The organism is Mesorhizobium sp. Root695 (assembly GCF_001428185.1).
Taxonomy (GTDB): Bacteria; Pseudomonadota; Alphaproteobacteria; order Rhizobiales; family Rhizobiaceae; genus Mesorhizobium.
In genome coordinates, this window is the sequence record NZ_LMHO01000012.1 from 321,409 (window position 1) to 340,755 (window position 19,347).

The window sequence follows — 19,347 nt, forward strand, 5'->3', positions numbered from 1 at the left end:
CATCCTGTCACGACAACATCGGAAAAGCCGTCATGCCAACCGCCAGCGCGAACACCAGACATGATCTGCCACGGCTGGCGCGGATCGATCCTCGACAGTTTGACCTCCTTTTCACTGGTTGCAAACTCGAGCGCTACGCCGCCGGCCAGCATTTGTTCGTCCAGGAAGATGCCGCCGACCGCATCTATGGTGTGATGAGCGGCACGGTGGAGATCTCGATCTATTCGCCTGGCGGCCAGAAGCTGGTGGCCAATATTGAGCTGTCGCGCAGCTTGGTCGGAGAGATCGGAGCACTTGACGGACACCCACGCACGGCCACCGCGATCTGTCTTACTGCATGCGAGCTGGTTTCGCTCAGCCGAACACAACTGTTTGATCGAATTGAGAAAAACCTATCCCTGGCGCGCGCCATGATCGAACTTTTGTGCGCGCGGCTGCGTTGGGTCAGCGGTGAGCTCGGAGATCAGGCCTTTTTTGGCATCGAAGCGAGGCTGGCAAAACGACTGGTCTTTCTAGGCAGCGTCTTGGCCGACGGCGCAGGCTGGATACCGATCTCGCAGTCTGAACTGGGTGAGTTCCTCGGCGCCACGCGCGAGTCGGTCAACAAGACGCTCAACGACTGGCGCAGCCGGCAGATCATCTCCATCAAGCGCGGCGGCCTGCGCATAGTCGACGCCGGCGCACTTCGCCATATCGCCGAATCGCAGGACGACGACTGACGGCGCCAGCAGTTGAGGCGCCTAAGACTCAGAGACGCGAAATCAGAAAGCGTAGTGCCGACCGGCTCGGCATGAAGAAATATCCGCCTCCCCGGGTGGTAACGAATTGAGGGATGCCTTTCAGCACCGTGACCTTTTCCCAGGATGGTATAGTGAACCTGCCGGCATTGTCGCGCGACCCAATCGTCGGGTCTTTTTCGGCAACAAGCCCCTGGAATGAAGTCGACGACACCCAGGTCTGCTGGATGAATTCGTACTGCCGCTCGATATCGGCGTTGAGGCACATGAAGAGCAGCCCCTTTTCGACCTTGCCGCCCTTCTTGTCCTGCTTCTCGTAGCTGCGGCCCACCCGGATGATCCGATGGCGCTTGCCGATCCTGATCTGTGTTTCACGGTCCTCGCCCAGCGAATCGCGGGGATTAGACCGCCGGACATGAGCGCCAAGCGGGCAGCGGTGCCCCTGGGGATCCTCGACGCCAAAGGCAAAATCATTATCGGCACTGCGACCCGGGCGGCCGTCCGGATTGCGCACCAGCGAGGTGCCGTCGGGCCAGCGGCCGAGCATCTTGGCGGCGACCCAGCGCGGGGTAATCGCCGGGTTGTCGGTTTCGCTGGCCGCCTGAATAGCCGCAGCCTTGCAATAGTCGTTGAAGGTGTCGACGTGCTGCTCGAACTGGCGCATGACTAGGAAGGTGCCGTTGCGGCCGAAGTCGCGCCGCGGCGGCGGCAGGCCGGGTATCTGCCGGTTGCGGCGAACCGCCGACAGGATGCCCGTCCGATCTTGCGACGCCTCGACAGAGGGGGACGCCGGATAGAAACCGTGCTCGTCGCGATAGCCGAACAGAAACTCACCCGGCGCGACAAGATGCATGGGTGCCGCACTGATTTTGGCGCGAGCGGTTCCCCTGACGATCGGTTGTGAGACACCGTCGACGAAGCCAAAATGCTCGATCGCGCGTTTGCCGTCGCGCTTTACCACGAGCGGCAGGTCCGAAACGAGGTTCATGCCTGCGGCCGTCATCTTTCTCTTTGCGGCACCGATCTCCGTCTTCAGCTTCTCCGAACTTTCGGCATAGCAAACCACCACCACGTCAACGGGCTTTTGCGGCGAACCCCACTGCCACTTGTCGGGCACGCTTTCGCCGACATCGTCCAGAATGCGGCTGCGCTCGGGATTGCCCATGCCGTGGCGAAAGGCGACAGGGAATGTGTCCAGCGGCTTGTCGTCGACGCCGCCATCCAGTCCGAGACGGCGAAGACCATCGGGACCGAACGCAACAGTCATCGCCCGCGCCGGCGGCACGCCGTCGCCGAAGCTGGTCTTCTCGACGATGAACTCAAGCCAGGCCTTGCGCCTGGCCCTGGAAAGGTTCTCGGGCACGGCAATCGCCAGCATATGGGCATGACCCAGCGATCCGAACGGGCCGAAGAACAAGGACTGTATCTCGCCCGTTTCCAATTGCTCGATGGGCAAGGGGGCGGACGCAGCGGGGCCGCCGGCCTCTGCCTTCCTTGTTTGCGGGCGCGGCAGGGAGCCGAACAGGCTCAGCCAGTCACGGGCCTCACTGCTCGTTGCAGCGGCGATGCCGCGCCTGATCCTGGAATTGGCGCGGATGCGCGTCGTGTTGAGGCCAGGGTAGGCCGAATACCAGAACAGGGTCGGTACCTGCTGCCGGCGGGCCCAGCGCTTGAAACGGTCGCCGTCGCGCGCGCCATCGAGGAAGAGCCAGCGTGTGCGCGGATAACCTTCGGTGTTGCTCCACACGCCTGTCAGACCGGCAGCGGCCTTGGCGATGAAATCCTCGAGATAGCTTTCCCAGCTGCCACCATAGTTGGAGAAGAACATCAGCCTGTTGGTGCCGGGCAACAGCACCCAGCGGGCGAAGTGGATGGTGTTGATGGTGGCAAGGAAACCCGGCTTGAAGACCTTTTGTGCCGAGATCGAGATCAGGTAGAACGACAGCCTAAGCGCCAGCCTGCGCAACGTTCCAACCTTCATCGTCGAGATCGCCGTCAGATGGTTTTGGGCTTGTCCAGGCTGGTCTTCGTGGACCAGAATCTTGTCGAGAGCGCCGAGGTCGACCGGCGTGCTGTGCGGGCGATCAATGTCTTCGAGGCGCCGCAAGACGAGAAAGCACAGGCCGAGGATCAGGGCGGCCAGCGCCAGAATTCCAAGCACGGTCAGCAGAAGCGCCGTGCCGGCTATGACAATGCTGCCAAAGGTGACACCGGGCGGATCGCCGAACACCAGAACGTAGGTCATCCGCCAGCAGGCAAGCACCACTACGGCAACAGTAGCTAGCGCGGCCGGCGCCAGCAGCGTCGTCGTTATGGCTTGCCACCATTTTCCAGGCGGCCGTTCGAGCAGGCTTTCGGCAGGCTCGAATGCCCAGTCGAATTTTCCCAGGGACCGGACATGCCGGCGGGCTTCGTCAAGCACGCCGGCCGCCCCGCCATTGGTGGCGCGCGGCTGCTCGACCACGGGCCGAACTGCGTCGGCAAGCTGGGCTTCTGCGAGGATGCGCTGCACCGAGTGGCCCGGCGTACCGGAAAAGACCAGTCCCGCGTTGCTGCCGAAGGACGGTGATATCTCGACATTGTGCTTGCGCAGGAAATTGTCCAGCGTGTGGTCGTCACGAAGATCGCACACGTCCTTGAAGATGGGCCGCAGCCTATCTCCGATGGCATGCGAAATGGCGTTGATGACGTCCTCTGCGCTGCCGTCACCGGAGATTTCGAGAACAAGCGCCCCTTGCTCATCACCGGAGGCATTATTCGCCTCACCAGTTGGGACAACAGCCAGGCTCGCGAAATGGATGGTTCCGGCGGTATTGAGCGCGGCACGGATCTCGTCGCTGGCAGGGTTGCCAAATCCGGCGACCTTGTCACGGATGGCGTCCAGTGACGCGGGCCGGGTGATCGGGCACACCACCGTGACCATAGAATGGGTGACCGTGCGGCAAAGAGCGGGCCGCTCGAAATCGACCTTGAGGCCGTCCGGGTACGCGCCGACACGCGTCATCCTGCCGGCTTTGCCGCGCGCACGTCGGACATTGTCCTTCTGAAACAGGGCGCGAAGACTCTCGCCAATCTGGATCCTGGCGATTTCGGCGCCAATGCATTGATGAATGCCGTAGCCGAAGACCAGGTAATCGCGATGCGGGCGCGACGTGTCGAAGTGATTGGGCCTTTGCACCGCCTCAGGGTCGAACATCGCCGACAGCGTTGCCGGCATGACCACCGTTCTGGCCTTCACCAGACGCTCGCGGCGCGTGCCCCTGGCGATGGTTGCGTCGCGCGCGGTGTAGCGCCAGGGGCCAATCCAGATCGGCTTGAAGCGCATGGCTTCCAGAATGGCTTTGTCCAGTCCGCCGGTGTCATTGCTGGCCAAGGCTGCATCGATAGCCTGCCGCGCATCACCGCGGGACAGGATCACGTCGAGGCAGTTGCTGCCGGCGAGCACATTGGTTGGAACAAAGCCGGCGATCATGCCAAGCATGATCGAATGAATGTCGGGCTGCGACAGGCGATCCTGATCCAGCAGGCGGACCAGCCTTGCCAGCGGCTGCTCATCCTTGGCCCCCCTCTCCCGGATCGCGTCGATCGAGCGGTCGATGACTTTGATCAGCCGATCGCCGGCCACCACCGCAAGCTGGCGCGTGACCGGGCTCGCCGTTGGATCCGAAAAGAACAGCGCGCTCAACGCCATGGCCCAATCGGCAAACTCGGATTCGTCGTCGATCTCAAGGCCGAAATAATCGCGGCAGATGCGCACCGGAACGATCTTCATAAGATCCGCGACCGCGTCGAAGCCGGGGCTGGCGCGTGTCATTATTTCTTGTGAATGCCGCGCGGCGATCGGCCTGACCAAGGCCTCGATTTCTGCCGGGGGGAAAGCGCTCAGCACCGACGATTTCATGCGCCGGTAGTCGGCGCCGTCCTGCATGCCGAGAATGAAGTTCGATCCGCGCGCCAGTTCGGTCATCTCCGGCCCGTATGGCGTCTCGAATTCATCCCCGCGCTCCAATATGTCGCGAACGTCGGCGTTCCTGGTCACGAGCAGGAAGTTGCCTATGGCGAGATTGGGCCAGAACCGGCGTAGCAGCGCCAGCGCCCAGCGCGGATCATTGAAGAGAAAGGCAGCTATGCGCGACGCAACGCCCTTGGAGCGGAGGCGTCCCAGGTCGAATGGCGGCATTTCAGACAGCGGACGCTGGCTTTTCTGTCCTGCCCGGATGGCATCGAAATACTTTATCCTGATCATGCGCGGTCTGGCCCCCCGGCTGTCCACGTCATTGCGATGCCGGCTACCCAAGGCCTAGGTTTGCAGCCGTCTCGCGTATGTGAATGTTTTCACAGTTGTCGGTGTTCCGCCACCTCGATTACGCACCGCTCGCTGCGCGTCATTTGGCCAGTTCGAAATTGGCGATGAGAAATTCGTTTGCCGCCTTGTCGGCGAACGGTATCCAGCGCACCCTTTGCTCCGAAAAATCCGGATGTCTGGTCATGAATATGGCCAGTTCCCGCCTGGCCTCTTCCTTGCGCCCGCTTCTCGTCAAGGCGCCGATCTTCAGGAACCGGGAATAGAAATAGCCGGGCGACAGATCGAGCGATCGGTCCGCAGTGGAGATCGCGGATGGCCAATCCTCGACGAAGCTGTAGGCGGCGGCCAATTCCCCCAGATTGTGGAACCGATAGAGGTCGAAGGGGCTCAGTCGCTCAGTATCGACAAAGAACGGTATCGCACCAGCGGCTTCGCCGAGCAGCAGGCGCGCACTGCCCATCGCCGAGCGCGCAAAGGCGAAACTTGGATTGATATGAAGCGCTTCCTCGAGATGGTCGACCGCCGATCCGGGCCGTCCCCTCATGATGTCGGTAACGCCGAGATGAGCGTGCGGGCGAGCATCCAGGCTGTCCATCAGCAAGGCCTTGCGCGCATATTGCTGGACCTTGTCCAGATCGTCGCTGTCACCGAACCGCAGCCAGGCCCGCCAGAAATACCACCATGCCAGTTCGTTCAGCACTGCGCTCGAATTTGGATCGTCCCGGTAGGCCTTTTCGAAGAACTCCAGCGCGATTTCCGTGTCGCCGCGGGTGCGCCGGTTCATATGCCAGCGTCCGCGCCGCACCAATTGCCACGTTTCCAGACTTTCCCACGGCACTTGGAAGGTCCGGGCTTGTTCGGCGCGGTCGACCTCCTTGTCGAGGATCGAAACGATCTCGGCACCGATCTGGTCGCGCAGACTGAAGATGTCGACGAGGTTGCGATCGAAGCGCTGCGACCACACCAGTCGCCCATTTGAGACGTCGGCAAGCGAGGTGCTCAGACGGATCTGCCCGCCATTGCGCATCAGTGTGCCGCTGACGATATAGCGCGCACCAAGTGCATTGCCGATCACCCGCGTTCCCAAGGTGTCATCGCGAAACTGAAAGCTTGAGCTCTTGGCGATCACCGAGAGCCATCTGCTGTTGGAAAGACCGTAGATGATGTCTTCGGCAATGCCGTCGGCCATGTAGCCGACGTCGGCCTCGCTTCCATCGGCCTGGAACGGTAGCACGGCGATCGCGGGCGGACCTTTGGACGACAGCTTCTGCTGACCATTGACGGGAGGTATGGCCGAGACCAACGTTGCGGGCGACGACCCGCTGCCAATGCGCCCCGCGATCAGAACGCGCGCCGGCAGCGCGATGTTCTTCAGCCTGAATTCGCCAAGATCGGTGAACTCGGCCGCCGTCTGGTCCTTCACATGGTGCCAGGTCGTTTCCGAGACGGCGAGACCATCGTGCGGCGCGAACTCCTGGATTCTGGCAGCGATGTTGACGTCGTCACCGTAGAGCCGGCCGTCCCGGACGATGACGTCACCGGTGTTGATGCCGGCGCGAAAGGGCATGCGCATGGCGTGGTCGATCGATGAATTGAGCGCGACAATGCGGCCCTGAAAATCGAACGCCGCGCGCAGCGCCTCGATCGGACTGCCGAATTCGGCCATGATGCTGTCGCCGGCATCGCCGAAAGTACGGCCGCCGAACCTGCTGCAACTCTCGGCGATGATGTCGCGCCGTTCCTCGAAGGCAGCGACAGCCGATTCATCGTCAAGACCCATCAGCCGCGAGAATCCCACGGCATCGATAGACATGATTGTCGCCAGCTGACGGGTGTAGTTCCGTTCAGCCATGTTCGAGCCCCAGTCCCTTTTGCCCCAGCACGGGCGACTACCCGCTCCTGAATATTTCGCCGCTTTGCTGGAAGAATCTTCCTGGCAGTTGCGCCGCGCCGATGTCGCCCATCATACCAGGAACTCTAACAGTACCTCTGCAAAAGCTCCACCACGATCAGCTAATAGATGGCAGGCTGCCGTATCGTCCACGCTTGACCGCCGATTATCGATGACGCGTCAGGCGTCATACCGAGAAAGCCGAGGCGGCGCGGTGCTTACGGTTCGAACCGGAAAGGGACGCTTGATCCTGGATAACCGTGGCAGTGTTCATCCGGGACTGGTCACACACCTCGTACCATTATTTTGCCCGACAGTCGCAATCCGCCAACGGGAAATGGTGCGGATCAGTTCTTGAGCTTTCGGTACAACTTCGGTCCAACCGATGCGTATCGACAAATGCGCCGCGGCCTATCGACGGATCCGCTGCCGTGCGGCGCGCTTCCGAGCCCGGTTCTGCCTATATGCCTGGCCCTCTATACCGGGCGGCTTCCATCCAGTATGCGAGCGCCATTGCTGGAGACCGCCCCTTCACTTCAAAATCTTGCCCCCTATAGCTTCCTGCCGCAATCCACACCGTCTTTGAACGCTGGTAGATCGTGATGCCCCGTGCGCGCGCCCGAGCGCACAGGTCCGCGTCATTGTAAGACATTTCTCCAGCCCCGTTTCCCATCAACCCTGCCAACGATTGTAGTGGCGCAGTTCTTCCCGACAAAAGCCTGCGGCCCGAGCGACGGGCCTTTGACGGCGATGGGCGGTATTCAGATCCTGTGACACCGGGCTGCTTCCATCACACGCCAGCGGACACCCAACGTCGCGTGCGGCAGCACTTTTGGCAGGTCTCAGGCCAAGACTCTCCTTTGGACTACCTGCCGCGGCACGTCTGCCCTTTCGGATGAATGCATCTAATTTCTATCAATTCGGTAGATTTAGCGCGRGTTCAACGGAGGCAGAAATGACCAAACCTCATTTCAGGAAACTGCTCGGCGCACTGGTCGCCACATCTGTCCAGTTCGGCACGCTCGGTTTCGCGTTTGNGTTCAACGGAGGCAGAAATGACCAAACCTCATTTCAGGAAACTGCTCGGCGCACTGGTCGCCACATCTGTCCAGTTCGGCACGCTCGGTTTCGCGTTTGCCGACACCACCATCCTCAACGTGTCCTACGATCCAACACGCGAGCTCTACAAGGCCTATGACGAGGCTTTCGTCGCCCATTGGAGGGCCGAGACCGGCGAGACGGTCACCGTTCAGCAGTCGCATGGCGGATCGGGCGCCCAGGCCCGCGCCGTGATCGATGGCCTCGATGCCGATGTGGTGACGCTGGCGCTCGAAGGCGACATCAATGCCATTGTCTCGAAATCGAAAAAGATCAATCCCGACTGGCGCACCAAATTCGAAAACAATTCAGCRCCTTACACCTCGACCATCATCTTCCTCGTCCGCAAGGGCAATCCCAAGGGGATTCATGACTGGAGCGAYCTCGTCAAGGACGGCGTCCAGGTGATCACGCCGAACCCGAAGACCTCCGGCGGTGCACGCTGGAACTATCTCGCCGCCTGGGCCTACGCCAACGCCAACGATGGCGGCGACGAGGCCAAGACCAAGGAATTCGTCGGCAAGCTCTACGCCAATGCCCCGGTGCTCGACACCGGCGCGCGCGGCTCGACCGTGACCTTCGCGCAAAAGGGCCTCGGCGATGTGCTGATTGGCTGGGAAAACGAGGCCTATCTGGCGCTCGACGAGTTCGGTGCCGACAATTTCGACATCGTCTACCCGCCGACATCGATCCTGGCCGAGCCGCCGGTGGCRGTGGTCGACGCCAATGTCGACGCCAAGGGCACACGCAAGGTCGCCGAAGCCTATCTGGGCTGGCTCTATTCCAAGGAAGCGCAGACGATCATCGCCAGGAACCATTATCGTCCGGCCAAGCCCGATCTGGTGCCGGCCGAAGACCTCGCCAAGCTGCCACCGATCAAGCTTGTGACCATCGACGATCCGCAGTTCGGTGGCTGGAAGAAAGCCCAGCCTTATCATTTCGGCGACGGTGGTATATTCGACCAGATCTACAAGCCTCAATAAGGGGACAGGAGAATCTTCCAAATAGCTTCTCCCCCCGATGCCCGTGCTGTCGGCTGAATCAACATAATGGTGACCCGATTATAACGTGGGATCGGCCCCGGACCGAGAGCGAGAGAGTGCCAGCGTCTGCACACCTCCAAACTTCTCGGTCTCGCGGGAGAAACCGTATGGCTGGAGAACAACAACAGGACGACAAGCTTAGTCGCCTTCTTTCCTCAGGCTGGTCCATCGTGGGCTATTCGACGACAATGATGGCCGCTGGGACAATGACCCATTCAGTCCTGCTGCAAAAAGAACACGTACTGATCTCGGCAACTATCGTGGCTGAAGGCGATCATGAGATTGGGCGTGCTTTCACGATGCTGGCCCCGGCTCCAGATACGAAGAAGCGTCGGCCTTGAAGCCGACGCAAGATAATAGGCCCAATTCAGGCGGCGCGCGTGGTGGGCTTTAGCCGCTCAGGCTTTTCCGAAACCCGTTTCTTGCAGTTCGCAAGCGCAAACATGCGATTCTGGATTGCAATCGACGACGCCGGAAACAGCTTCCAGCGTCCGGGGCGGAACGCCACCCGGCTTTTCTGGGCCGCGGGGTGGTCGACCGGCAGTTCGATTTCGACCCGCTGGCGCTCNCGCCGGAAACAGCTTCCAGCGTCCGGGGCGGAACGCCACCCGGCTTTTCTGGGCCGCGGGGTGGTCGACCGGCAGTTCGATTTCGACCCGCTGGCGCTCGCCGCCGATCTCAAGCTCGACCCGGCGCGTGCCGGCGACGCGGCGGCTGGCGGCGACCGTGCCGGCGATGCAGCCGCTGCAGCCGTCCAGCAATTCGACATGGTGCGGGCGGAAGTAGAGCGTCGCATCGCCCGCGGGCTCGTTRGGCGCGGCAAGCCCGATCGGACGGTCGGCGAGCCAGATCTCGCCATTCTCGACCTTGACGGAAAGTGAGCTCGATTCACCGATGAAACCGTAGACGAAGGGCGAGTTCGGCGTGTCGTAGATGTCGTCGGCGGTGCCGACCTGCTCGATGCGGCCCTGGCTCATGACAACGACGCGGTCAGCAAGCTCCAGCGCCTCTTCCTGGTCGTGGGTGACGAAGACGGTGGTGTGGCCGGTGGCGTCATGGATTTCGCGCAGCCAGCGGCGCAATTCCCGGCGCACCTGCGCGTCAAGCGCGCCGAACGGCTCGTCGAGCAGCAGCACCTTGGGTTCGATGGCCATGGCGCGCGCCAGCGCCACGCGCTGCCGCTGGCCGCCGGAGAGCTGCGCCGGATAGCGCTTCTCCAGCCCCGACAGCTGGACGAGGTCGAGAAGCTCGGAGGCGCGGCGGCGGATCTCCTGCGCCGGCGGGCGCGACGGCCCGTGCCGGACCTTCAGGCCGAAGCCGATATTGTCGGCCACCGTCATGTGCCGGAACAGCGCATAGTGCTGGAAGACAAAGCCGACATTGCGATCCTGGATCGACTTGTGCGAGGCGTCCTCGTCGCCGAAGAAGATGTTTCCCCGCGTCGGCCGCTCCAGTCCGGCGATCAGCCTGAGCAGCGTCGTCTTGCCGGAGCCGGACGGCCCCAGCAACGCGATCAGCTCGCCCGACTTGATGTCGAGCGACACGTCGTGGAGAGCCGGAAACCGGTCGAACTCCTTGCGCACGTTGGCAACGCGAACTTCCATCGACAGAACCTTTTCATTCGAGGCGTGTCGTTGTCCCAAACCGCTAGGCACTTTTGGGCGACATGCACTTCTTTGTTTCATGCATGTCGTTGCCCCAAAATCGGATCCCACTTTTGGGCGACATGCACTTCTTTGTTTCATGCATGTCGTTGCCCCAAAACCGGATCCCACTTTTGGACGACATGCATCAGTGCCCGCGCGTGGCGGCGATCTCGGCGCCGTAGCGCATCTCGAGAAGTGTTTTCAAGACCAGTGTGACGAGCGCCAGGCCCGCAAGCAATGAAGCCACGGCAAAGGCGCCGACGGCGTTGTACTCGTTGTAGAGGATCTCGACATGCAGCGGCATGGTGTTGGTCAGGCCGCGTATGTGGCCCGACACCACCGAGACCGCGCCGAACTCGCCCATGGCCCGCGCATTGCACAGCAGCACGCCATAGAGCAGCCCCCATTTGACGTTGGGCAAGGTCACGAACCAGAAGGTCTGCCAGCCATTGGCGCCAAGCGAGAGGGCCGCCTCCTCGTCGCCATTGCCCTGCTCCTGCATCAGCGGGATCAACTCGCGGGCGACGAAGGGGAAGGTGACGAAGACGGTGGCCAGCACGATGCCCGGCACGGCAAACAGGATGACGATGCCATGCGCCTTCAGCCAGCCGCCGAGCAGCCCCTGGGCGCCGAACAAAAGCACATAGACGAGGCCCGATATGACCGGCGAGACCGAGAAAGGCAGGTCGATCAGCGTGGTCAGGAAGGCCTTGCCCTTGAACTCGAACTTGGCGATCGCCCAGGCGGCGGAGATGCCGAAGACGATGTTGAGCGGCACCGAGATCGCCGCCACCAGCAGCGTCAGCCGGATCGCCGAGCGCGTGTCGGGATTGCCGAGCGCCTCGGTGTAGGCACCGATGCCCTTGGCGAAGGCTTCGTTGAAGACGATGATCAGCGGCAAGAGCAGGAAAATGCCGAGGAAAGCGAAGGCGACGGCCATCAGGACGGCTTGCGCCGGCCGGCTCTCGGTCACCGCCGCCGAGCGGCTCTCGTGATGCGGTGCGTAGGATTTGATCTCGGGATCAGCCATAGCGCTTGCGGCTCCATGACTGTGCGAGATTGACGATCAGAAGCATCAGGAACGACAAAAACAGCATGATCGCCGCGATCGCGGTCGCCGCCGGATAATTGTACTCCTCCAGCCGGATGACGATCAGAAGCGGCGCGATCTCGGATTTGTAGGGCAAATTGCCGGCGATGAAGATGACCGAGCCGTATTCGCCGACGCCGCGCGCGAAGGCCAGCGCAAAGCCGGTGACGATGGCCGGCGCCAGGCCTGGAAACAGGATGCGGGTGATGATCTGGAAGCGGCTGGCGCCAAGCGTGGCGGCGGCTTCCTCCACCTCCTTGTCGATCTCCTCCATGATCGGCTGCACGGTGCGCACGACAAAAGGCAGGCCGATGAAGATCAGCGCGATGACGATGCCGAGCGGCGTATAGGCGACCTTGACGCCAAGCGGCATCAGCAATTTGCCGATCCAGCCGTTCGGCGCGTAGAGCGTGGTCAGCGCGATGCCGGCCACCGCCGTCGGCAGCGCGAAGGGCAGGTCGACCATGGCATCGACGATGCGGCGGCCGGGAAAGCGGTAGCGCACCAGCACCCAGGCGACCAGCGTGCCGAAGACGACGTTGACGCCAGCCGCGATGAAGGCGGTGCCGAAGCTGATTTCAAGCGCGTTGATGGTGCGACGGTCGGTTGCGATCGCCCAGAACTCGGGCCAGCCAAGGGCGGCCGAGCGCCAGATCAGCCCCGACAGCGGGATGAGGATGATGAGGGTGAGATAGGCAAGCGAGAAGCCGAGCGTCAATCCGAAACCAGGAATGACACTCGGCTGTCTGAACCGCCACCCCGCCTGCGCGGATGCTGTGGTCGCGGATGTTGCGGTCATCGCGTTCAGGGGAGTCCCTCCCACTCAACCAAGCTTGCCACCGCTATGGCGCGAAGAGGTCTGAGTGCGCAAGTTGGTTGAACGATCCCTCCCACTACGTCTATTCGCTCAGTGGAATTTCGTCCTCCGTCGCCACTCGGGAATTCCGCGGTCGTGCAGCTACCACTTAGAGGGCGGACATTGGATCAGGTCGGATAGGCACCCTCCCCGAAATGATAAGGTCGCCCCATTTTCAATCGGCTAATACTCCGCCGCTGGAACAGGTGCCTGCATATGCAGGTGCGATGTCCCGAGAAACGTCCTGCCGTGGACCTCAACATGCTCGATATGCGGCGCTCCGCTGTCGAATGTCAGCGTGAAAGCCAACAGGCAGATGCAGCCGAAAGTAGAGCCATCCCCAACAGAATAGGTGTGATGAGTCTCAATAGCATCTCGTGCAATACCCTTGGAGGAGTTCTGCGTAGGGCTAAACCAACGTAACAATAAGATGCTGGCTGGATATCGATCGGGGAGTAGAAGAAATGGAGACCATTTCAAAGGAGTTGATGAAACTGGCCGAACACATCCGTCCGGCGCGCGAAGCGTTCGCAGAAGCGGATAAAAGGAGGATCGAATCCGCCTTGGAGGCGGGTCGGCTTCTCTGTCAGGCCAAGAATGACTGCCCACATCAGCAATGGCGGGCTTTCCTGACATTGGCTGATATCTATGAGCGACAGGCTCAAGAATTGATGCACTTGGCTCGCGCGGGATTGACGGCCCACGTCGTTTCGCAAATTGGGGGCATTGATGCGGCACTGGCCTATCTGGTGAAGGCAAGATTGCCCGAGCCAGGCGAATGCCTGACAGTGGGAAGGATAGGCTGGCCTGAAAAGAACACGCCCTTTGCCATCATCAAGCCCAACACCGCCCATCCTGGTTACTACGACGTGGCGATTGCCGACATGTGGGCCAATCCCGCAACAGTTTTCTGTTCTACGAAGCCGCTAAAGGGGGGAAGTGTACGGCTTGCCGACGGGTCGTTCTTCGACAACCTCTGGCGTATCATCGATAGGGAATTGGACGTGCCGCATTCGCAGCGCGAATTCCAAATGATGCCGGCGGATCTGTTCTCCCAGGATGGAGCTTTCCTCTTCGCAAAGCCAGTCACCGCAGGTCGTGGTCCGAAGACAAACCGGGCGCCCAACCACGCGCATTGATTCGTTGCCTGAGCCGTGCCTGACGGCAGGTCTCCATTGCGGCCACCAGACATGAGGGTAGGAACACTCCGCTGCGCAGTCCCAGATGAGTCAAACAGAAATTTATCAAGCCCAGGCGAGGCTATTCGAGAGTAATTTCCTGACTCGTATTCCCGATGGCAGGATTAGTCAGCGGACATTGGACGCTTTGAGAGCCTGGCAGCGACAAACGAAGCGACCGCAGGCCGGAGAATTGACGAAGAAAGAGTTCGATCAGCTGATGCGGTTTGATCCTGGCAAACACGCTTGGAAGCGATCTCCGGATCAATAGACGGAACCTGGATCGCGGTTTGGGGACATCGCTCTGGGGTAGAAGCTGCCAAAAAGGCTTTGGCGGGATGCCAGAAGAAGTCGTCTCGGCCCGACGATTGTTCGTACGTGTCCAATTCCGTCGATCGTAGCGGCCCAGGGTGGTCAGCCGCCGTCTTTTGCGAGCAGCGAGGTCTGTTTCGAAGGAAAGGGTAGATATTCCTGCACAATGGCCTGAGCCGGAAAGCAGCCGTAGACCAGGCGTTTGCCGCCACTTCAACCGCGAAGTTCCGCTCGTCTCAATGCACTCTCGTAAAGGCACTGGTCGGAAACGGACGACAGTGAACCCATTCCAACAGCGTTTGCCAACGGGCGCCGCAGGCAACCGATCCTTCGCCCGCGTTTTGGCGAGGAGGTATCGCTCGGGTCTAATCCCGTGGGAAGGCTATCAACATTTAGAGTAGTCAAATGGCGCCGGCGGAGGTTTCCAGATCGCGGCGGGTCTCGGAAGAGGTAAAGCCATATCCGATTTCGCGCTCCATTTTCTTGATCGCTGCTGGCTTAATCGAACAAAATCATCATCAGAGTGGCGAGTTCATGCGCATCGCGGTTGTTGGCTCAGGTTACGTCGGTCTCGTGTCTGGGGCATGCTTGGCTGACTTTGGTCACAAAGTCGTCTGTATCGACAAGGCAGAGGCAAAAATTGTCGATCTTCAAGCTGGAAGAATGCCGATTTATGAGCCAGGTCTCGAAGACCTTGTCTGCAAGAATTCTGCGACTGGGCAGCTCGTCTTTAGCACCGAGCTTGCGCCAGCAGTCGCAGATGCGGATGTGGTGTTCATCGCTGTCGGAACGCCTTCGAGGCGAGGCGACGGTCATGCCGACCTTTCCTATATTTACGAGGCGGCGCGGGAAATTGCGGCTGCGCTTCGCGGTTTCACCGTGGTCTCTGTCAAATCCACAGTGCCAGTGGGGACAGGAGATGAAGTCGAGCGGATTATTCGCAGCTGCAACCCGACGGCAGATGTAGCAGTTGTGTCGAACCCGGAATTCCTTCGCGAAGGGGCAGCTATCGACGACTTCAAACGTCCCGACAGGATCGTTATCGGTCTACCGTCGGACGAACGCAGCCGCGAAGTGATGGCGGAAGTCTACCGGCCACTCTATCTCAACCAAGCGCCGATCATGTTCACCGGACGTCGCACGTCAGAACTGATAAAGTATGCGGCCAATGCCTTCCTGGCGCTCAAGATCACATTCATCAACGAGATTGCGGATCTTTGCGAGAACGTAGGTGCGAACGTGCAGGAGGTGGCGCGAGGCATCGGGCTAGACAACCGCATCGGTTCTAAATTCCTGCATGCGGGCCCAGGCTATGGGGGATCCTGTTTCCCGAAGGATACGCTGGCTCTCGTCAAGACGGCGCAAGATAGCGGCGCGCCGCTACGGCTGGTCGAAACGACGGTCGCCGTGAACGACCAGCGAAAACGCACCATGGCCCGCAGGATCGTGCTCGCCTGTGGCGGCAATGTGCGAGCAAAAACGATAGCCGTACTGGGTCTCACATTTAAACCCCACACGGATGATGTCCGTGACGCGCCTTCCCTCTCGATCATCCAGGCTTTGATCGATTTCGGGGCGTTTGTTCGGGTGTATGACCCTGAGGGCATGGAACAGGCCAAGCTCATGCTTGGCGCCAGCGTCGACTATGCGAGGGGAGTGTACGAATGCGCCAAGGGCGCCGATGCCCTGGTGATTATCACCGAGTGGAACCAGTTTCGCGCTCTCGATTTTGAACGGCTGTCGCGCTGCATGTCGAAGCAGGTAGTAGTCGACCTTCGTAACATCTACAGGCGCGAAGAGGTCTGCAAGCATGGTTTTGAGTACGTGAACATCGGCGAGGGGGTGACAGCGGAGAATTCTGCTTTTGCCGCGGCCGCCGAATGAGGTATTTCATCACCGGAACCGCCGGATTTATCGGATTTCATCTGGCGCGACGCCTACTGGATGACGGTCACTCCGTAACCGGCTTCGACGGCATGACGCCGTACTACGACGTTGCCTTGAAGCAATCCCGAAATGCCTTGCTTCAGCGATATGACGCCTTTCGCTTCCACGTCGGACAGTTGGAAAACATGGACGCGCTCCGGCGGGCGGCAGACTCGGCCATGCCCGATGTGATTGTCCATCTGGCCGCACAGGCCGGTGTGCGGTACTCGATCGACAATCCGCGAAGCTACACCGACAGCAATCTGGTCGGTTCCTTCAACGTCCTTGAACTTGCCCGTGACCTGAAGCCAGGACATCTGCTGCTTGCTTCCACCAGTTCGGTCTACGGCGCGAATGAAACAATCCCGTTCGTTGAGACCGACAAGGCCGATTGGCCACTAACGTTCTACGCGGCCACCAAGAAGGCGGTGGAGGCGATGTCACACTCGTATTCGCATCTTTTCCAGATTCCAACGACATCCTTCCGGTTCTTCACCGTGTACGGCCCCTGGGGCCGACCCGACATGGCGCTCTTCAAGTTCGTCGACGCCATTCAGAACGAGCGTCCGATTGAAGTCTATGGCGAAGGCTTGATGAAACGCGATTTCACCTATGTTGATGATCTTGTTGAAGCCATCGTTCGGCTCATCGGATGCGTGCCCGTGGCCGGCCGGCCGGTGTCTGGACCGGATGTCGTCGATACGCTGTCACCCGTGGCGCCTTGGCGTGTTGTCAATATAGGCGTCGGCCAGCCGGTGGAGCTGTTGTCCTTCATCGAGACAATCGAGAATTGCCTCGGCAAACGTGCCATCCGCAAGATTTTGCCGATGCAATCAGGCGACATGCCGGCGACTTATGCTGATCCGCGCCTCCTGCAGACCCTTACAGGCTTTCGCCCCAAGACCAGCATACAGGACGGGGTGGCTGCCTTCGTACGCTGGTATCTGCAAGAACGACCCTCATCGCGGCCGACAATCGCCGCCTGAACATTCCTTCGTTCAAATACACCAAACAAACAGCTGAAGCGGCAGATCCCTTCCAAGCGGACCGTGGCACAGAGCGGGCCAGCATGGCCCTCTCAGGCCGACACCAGCTTGGCATGTATCTTGGGCCTGGCGCCGCGCCAGGATGTCACCTCAATGGTTGCTCCGTCGCCGCAAAGCACGGCAAAACCACCGTCAGTATGCGCCTGGACCTGGCCAGTCAGCCCTATGTAACGCCCTCGTTCCGCAAACATGCGTGCCTTGTCGACGACGATTTTGCTGCCCTCGCCTACAGTGAAGGCACCTGGATAGGGATCGCCGACAGCGCGGACAAAACGAAGAATGGCCTCAGCCGTCTGCGTCCAGTCTATCGATCCGTCATCCGCCGAGCGCTTGGCGCAGTAGCTGGCGAGGGAATCGTCCTGCGCAACGCCCACGCCGTTGTCGCGGGCGATCGCTGACACAACGAGGGGTGTCATTTCCCGCAGGGCCTGCTTGTGCTTTTCGTAGAGCGAACGCGCGGTCTCGTCCTGCGCCACGGCAAAAAGCTTCTGCAGGATAACCGGGCCACTGTCGACGCCTTCATCGAGCCGAAAGAATGTCGATCCAGTCTCCCTCTCGTTCGCGATGATCGTCCAAGGGATCACCCCCCTGCCTCGAAAGCGCGGCAAGGGCGCCGGATGAAAGCCTACCGACCCAAGGCGGGCGACCGAACGAAATTCGGCCCGGCAGATCTGCGACCAACCGATCACCAGCGTCAAATCGGGGCGACCTTGTTCGAGCCAAGCGACTGTATCAAACGCGTTGATGTTCTTGGTCAGATGGACCGAGGCTCCGGCGGCGCGCGCCGGACCCGACAAATCCACAAAATCTGAATGGCGTGTGGAGGCGTCGGCCGCAAGGGTGACAAGCAGCGATGGCGTCATACCCGCTTCAACGAGGGCGTCGAAAGCAACACGGGACCCTTCCACCGCACCGACAAAGGCTATGCGCATCAAATTCGAACTCCAGCTTAAGTGCCGCAAGCGACAGCGAGACGCGGACCTTTTCTATGGCCGCTTCGATTCTACGCCCAAGTTCACCTTTAGAGGTAAACGGCAGCATTGACGTAGCCATATTTGCATCTCCTCCAGTCGAGGAAAGCTGGATATCTAGAGACTGGGACAGTGGGACTGGAATACGCAATGGAGAGCTTCGCCGACCCGGCATTTCGGTATCGCAGCGCCACCACTCCTGCTGGGAACTGGGGATCGCACCGGCTACGCGTGGCGGTCGTGATTCCCGGACCTGGTGCGGGGGGCACGGGACATGCCATGCATGGTCTCGCCAACCGTTGGGATGCGCCCCGGTTCTCGGAACCACCATCATATGGTTCGCCAGAGCGTGTTTCGAAACAGCCTCCTGACACCGAAGGCCTGTCGCCATGCTGACGACCACCCTTCGCGCATTCCAGAAGATCGACACCCGTATCAGGATGAGCTGGGCTGCGTCGGGCGCCGATGCGTTTCTTGTCTCCTACCCGAAATGCGGAGGAACCTGGCTTAGACAGATCCTTTCGGACTACTTCAATCGCCACGCCCGTTGCGGAAATGCCGGTCTTTCCCCGATGTTCGAGGTTCTTCCGGATTTCGATCTCGATCCAGCGAGGGGCATCCCGGCCTTCCGTTACACAGAAGAGCGCCCCAGCGTGCCACTCGTCCTGGTTTCGCACCTGGGCTACAGGCGCTCGCTCTTTCTCAACCGGCCCGTCATCTTCATGGTGCGAGATCCACGCAGCATAATTGTATCAGCTTATTTCCATGCTACGCGTCACAAACACTGCTTCGAAGGAAACATGGACGCGTTCATTGCCGATCGTAAACAAGGCTTGCCGGCTCTGATCGTCTACCTGAATGAGTGGGGCCGAGGCCTTAAGCATCACGAGAATGCGGTGTTGAGCTATGAGGAATTGACCGAAGACCCTGCGGGGACCTGTACGCGGATCCTGAGATTCCTTGGCCACACGACGTCCGCGCGCGAGCTACAGGCTTCCATCGACGCTTCGCGTTACGATGCGATGCGTGAGCTTGATATGGCGGGCAGCCCGGCGGCGCATGATGATGAAAGCCATCAGACACGTTGCGGTAAGGTCGGCGGCTTTGCGGACTATCTTAGTGATGTGCAGGCCGAACTCATCGAGCAGACCTGCATGGACTGGCTAACTCCAGCGGCGGTGGAGCTGCTTCGCCGTGGCGGAACGCGGCTCGTATGCGGCTCGTATGAACTTCATTGCTGACTCATC

12 protein-coding genes and 2 pseudogenes are annotated in these 19,347 nt (G+C 60.5%); 7 read left to right on the plus strand and 7 right to left on the minus strand.

What is annotated here, in order from left to right; genetic code table 11:
* The first annotated feature begins 32 nt into the window (after positions 1–32).
* On the plus strand, positions 33–719 hold the full coding sequence (locus ASD99_RS14535; RefSeq protein WP_057144126.1) for a Crp/Fnr family transcriptional regulator: 687 nt from the start codon (positions 33–35) through the stop codon (positions 717–719).
* A gap of 28 nt (positions 720–747) precedes the next feature.
* Here ASD99_RS14535 and ASD99_RS14540 read toward each other — a convergent pair whose 3' ends face one another.
* Positions 748–4,983: a cytochrome P450 gene (locus ASD99_RS14540; protein WP_057144048.1), complete on the minus strand. Its 4,236-nt coding sequence runs from the start codon at positions 4,981–4,983 to the stop codon at positions 748–750.
* A 139-nt stretch (positions 4,984–5,122) separates the two neighbouring features.
* Positions 5,123–6,895 carry an adenylate/guanylate cyclase domain-containing protein gene (locus ASD99_RS14545; protein ID WP_057144049.1) on the minus strand — a complete coding sequence of 591 codons (1,773 nt, stop codon included), beginning with the start codon at positions 6,893–6,895 and terminating at the stop codon, positions 5,123–5,125.
* 1,094 nt (positions 6,896–7,989) lie between these two features.
* On the opposite strand from ASD99_RS14545, the gene ASD99_RS14550 reads away from it, so the two are divergent.
* On the plus strand, positions 7,990–9,015 hold the full coding sequence (locus tag ASD99_RS14550; RefSeq protein WP_056581821.1) for a sulfate ABC transporter substrate-binding protein: 1,026 nt from the start codon (positions 7,990–7,992) through the stop codon (positions 9,013–9,015).
* 167 nt (positions 9,016–9,182) lie between these two features.
* A complete protein-coding gene (locus ASD99_RS14555) occupies positions 9,183–9,416 on the plus strand; it encodes a hypothetical protein (protein WP_056581822.1) in 234 nt (77 codons plus the stop codon).
* Positions 9,417–9,442: 26 nt separating this feature from the next.
* On the opposite strand, the pseudogene ASD99_RS34430 reads toward ASD99_RS14555, so the two are convergent.
* The 4 genes and pseudogenes from ASD99_RS34430 to cysT all read right to left on the minus strand — a co-directional run.
* Positions 9,443–9,643, minus strand: a pseudogene (locus tag ASD99_RS34430) (sulfate ABC transporter ATP-binding protein); the annotation flags it as partial.
* Position 9,644: 1 nt separating this feature from the next.
* Positions 9,645–10,679 (minus strand): annotated as a pseudogene (locus ASD99_RS14560) (sulfate/molybdate ABC transporter ATP-binding protein); the annotation flags it as partial.
* Between the two features lie 187 nt (positions 10,680–10,866).
* The gene (cysW, locus tag ASD99_RS14565) at positions 10,867–11,751 is read right to left on the minus strand and encodes a sulfate ABC transporter permease subunit CysW (RefSeq protein WP_056581823.1); all 885 of its coding nucleotides are present in this window, start codon (positions 11,749–11,751) and stop codon (positions 10,867–10,869) included.
* Positions 11,744–12,610, minus strand: coding sequence for a sulfate ABC transporter permease subunit CysT (gene cysT / locus ASD99_RS14570; RefSeq protein ID WP_057144050.1), 867 nt, complete (start codon positions 12,608–12,610; stop codon positions 11,744–11,746). The genes cysW and cysT overlap by 8 nt, the downstream gene beginning before the upstream one ends.
* A gap of 521 nt (positions 12,611–13,131) precedes the next feature.
* Between cysT and ASD99_RS14575 the strand changes: the two genes are divergently transcribed.
* From ASD99_RS14575 to ASD99_RS14590, 3 genes are all read left to right on the plus strand, one after another.
* Positions 13,132–13,806 carry a hypothetical protein gene (locus ASD99_RS14575; protein WP_056581825.1) on the plus strand — a complete coding sequence of 225 codons (675 nt, stop codon included), beginning with the start codon at positions 13,132–13,134 and terminating at the stop codon, positions 13,804–13,806.
* 885 nt (positions 13,807–14,691) lie between these two features.
* Entirely contained in the window at positions 14,692–16,041 is a 1,350-nt protein-coding gene (locus tag ASD99_RS14585; protein ID WP_057144128.1) for a UDP-glucose dehydrogenase family protein, read from the plus strand.
* Positions 16,038–17,069: an NAD-dependent epimerase/dehydratase family protein gene (locus ASD99_RS14590; RefSeq protein ID WP_057144052.1), complete on the plus strand. Its 1,032-nt coding sequence runs from the start codon at positions 16,038–16,040 to the stop codon at positions 17,067–17,069. Before ASD99_RS14585 ends, ASD99_RS14590 begins: the two co-directional genes overlap by 4 nt.
* Before the next feature lie 92 nt (positions 17,070–17,161).
* Here ASD99_RS14590 and ASD99_RS14595 read toward each other — a convergent pair whose 3' ends face one another.
* Positions 17,162–18,061, minus strand: coding sequence for a formyltransferase family protein (locus ASD99_RS14595; RefSeq protein WP_056581827.1), 900 nt, complete (start codon positions 18,059–18,061; stop codon positions 17,162–17,164).
* A 428-nt stretch (positions 18,062–18,489) separates the two neighbouring features.
* Between ASD99_RS14595 and ASD99_RS14600 the strand changes: the two genes are divergently transcribed.
* A complete protein-coding gene (locus ASD99_RS14600; RefSeq protein WP_244482717.1) occupies positions 18,490–19,341 on the plus strand; it encodes a sulfotransferase domain-containing protein in 852 nt (283 codons plus the stop codon).
* The last annotated feature ends 6 nt before the right edge of the window (positions 19,342–19,347 follow it).

Excerpts from the sequence above, each read along its gene's own strand:
- cysW (WP_056581823.1), bottom strand. The coding sequence starts at position 11,751 with ATGGCTGATCCCGAGATCAAATCCTACGCACCGCATCACGAGAGCCGC.
- ASD99_RS14555 (WP_056581822.1), top strand. The coding sequence starts at position 9,183 with ATGGCTGGAGAACAACAACAGGACGACAAGCTTAGTCGCCTTCTTTCC.
- ASD99_RS14595 (WP_056581827.1), bottom strand. The coding sequence starts at position 18,061 with ATGCGCATAGCCTTTGTCGGTGCGGTGGAAGGGTCCCGTGTTGCTTTC.
- ASD99_RS14535 (WP_057144126.1), top strand. The coding sequence starts at position 33 with ATGCCAACCGCCAGCGCGAACACCAGACATGATCTGCCACGGCTGGCG.
- ASD99_RS14590 (WP_057144052.1), top strand. The coding sequence starts at position 16,038 with ATGAGGTATTTCATCACCGGAACCGCCGGATTTATCGGATTTCATCTG.
- ASD99_RS14600 (WP_244482717.1), top strand. The coding sequence starts at position 18,490 with ATGCTGACGACCACCCTTCGCGCATTCCAGAAGATCGACACCCGTATC.
- cysT (WP_057144050.1), bottom strand. The coding sequence starts at position 12,610 with ATGACCGCAACATCCGCGACCACAGCATCCGCGCAGGCGGGGTGGCGG.
- ASD99_RS14540 (WP_057144048.1), bottom strand. The coding sequence starts at position 4,983 with ATGATCAGGATAAAGTATTTCGATGCCATCCGGGCAGGACAGAAAAGC.
- ASD99_RS14575 (WP_056581825.1), top strand. The coding sequence starts at position 13,132 with ATGGAGACCATTTCAAAGGAGTTGATGAAACTGGCCGAACACATCCGT.
- ASD99_RS14585 (WP_057144128.1), top strand. The coding sequence starts at position 14,692 with ATGCGCATCGCGGTTGTTGGCTCAGGTTACGTCGGTCTCGTGTCTGGG.
- ASD99_RS14545 (WP_057144049.1), bottom strand. The coding sequence starts at position 6,895 with ATGGCTGAACGGAACTACACCCGTCAGCTGGCGACAATCATGTCTATC.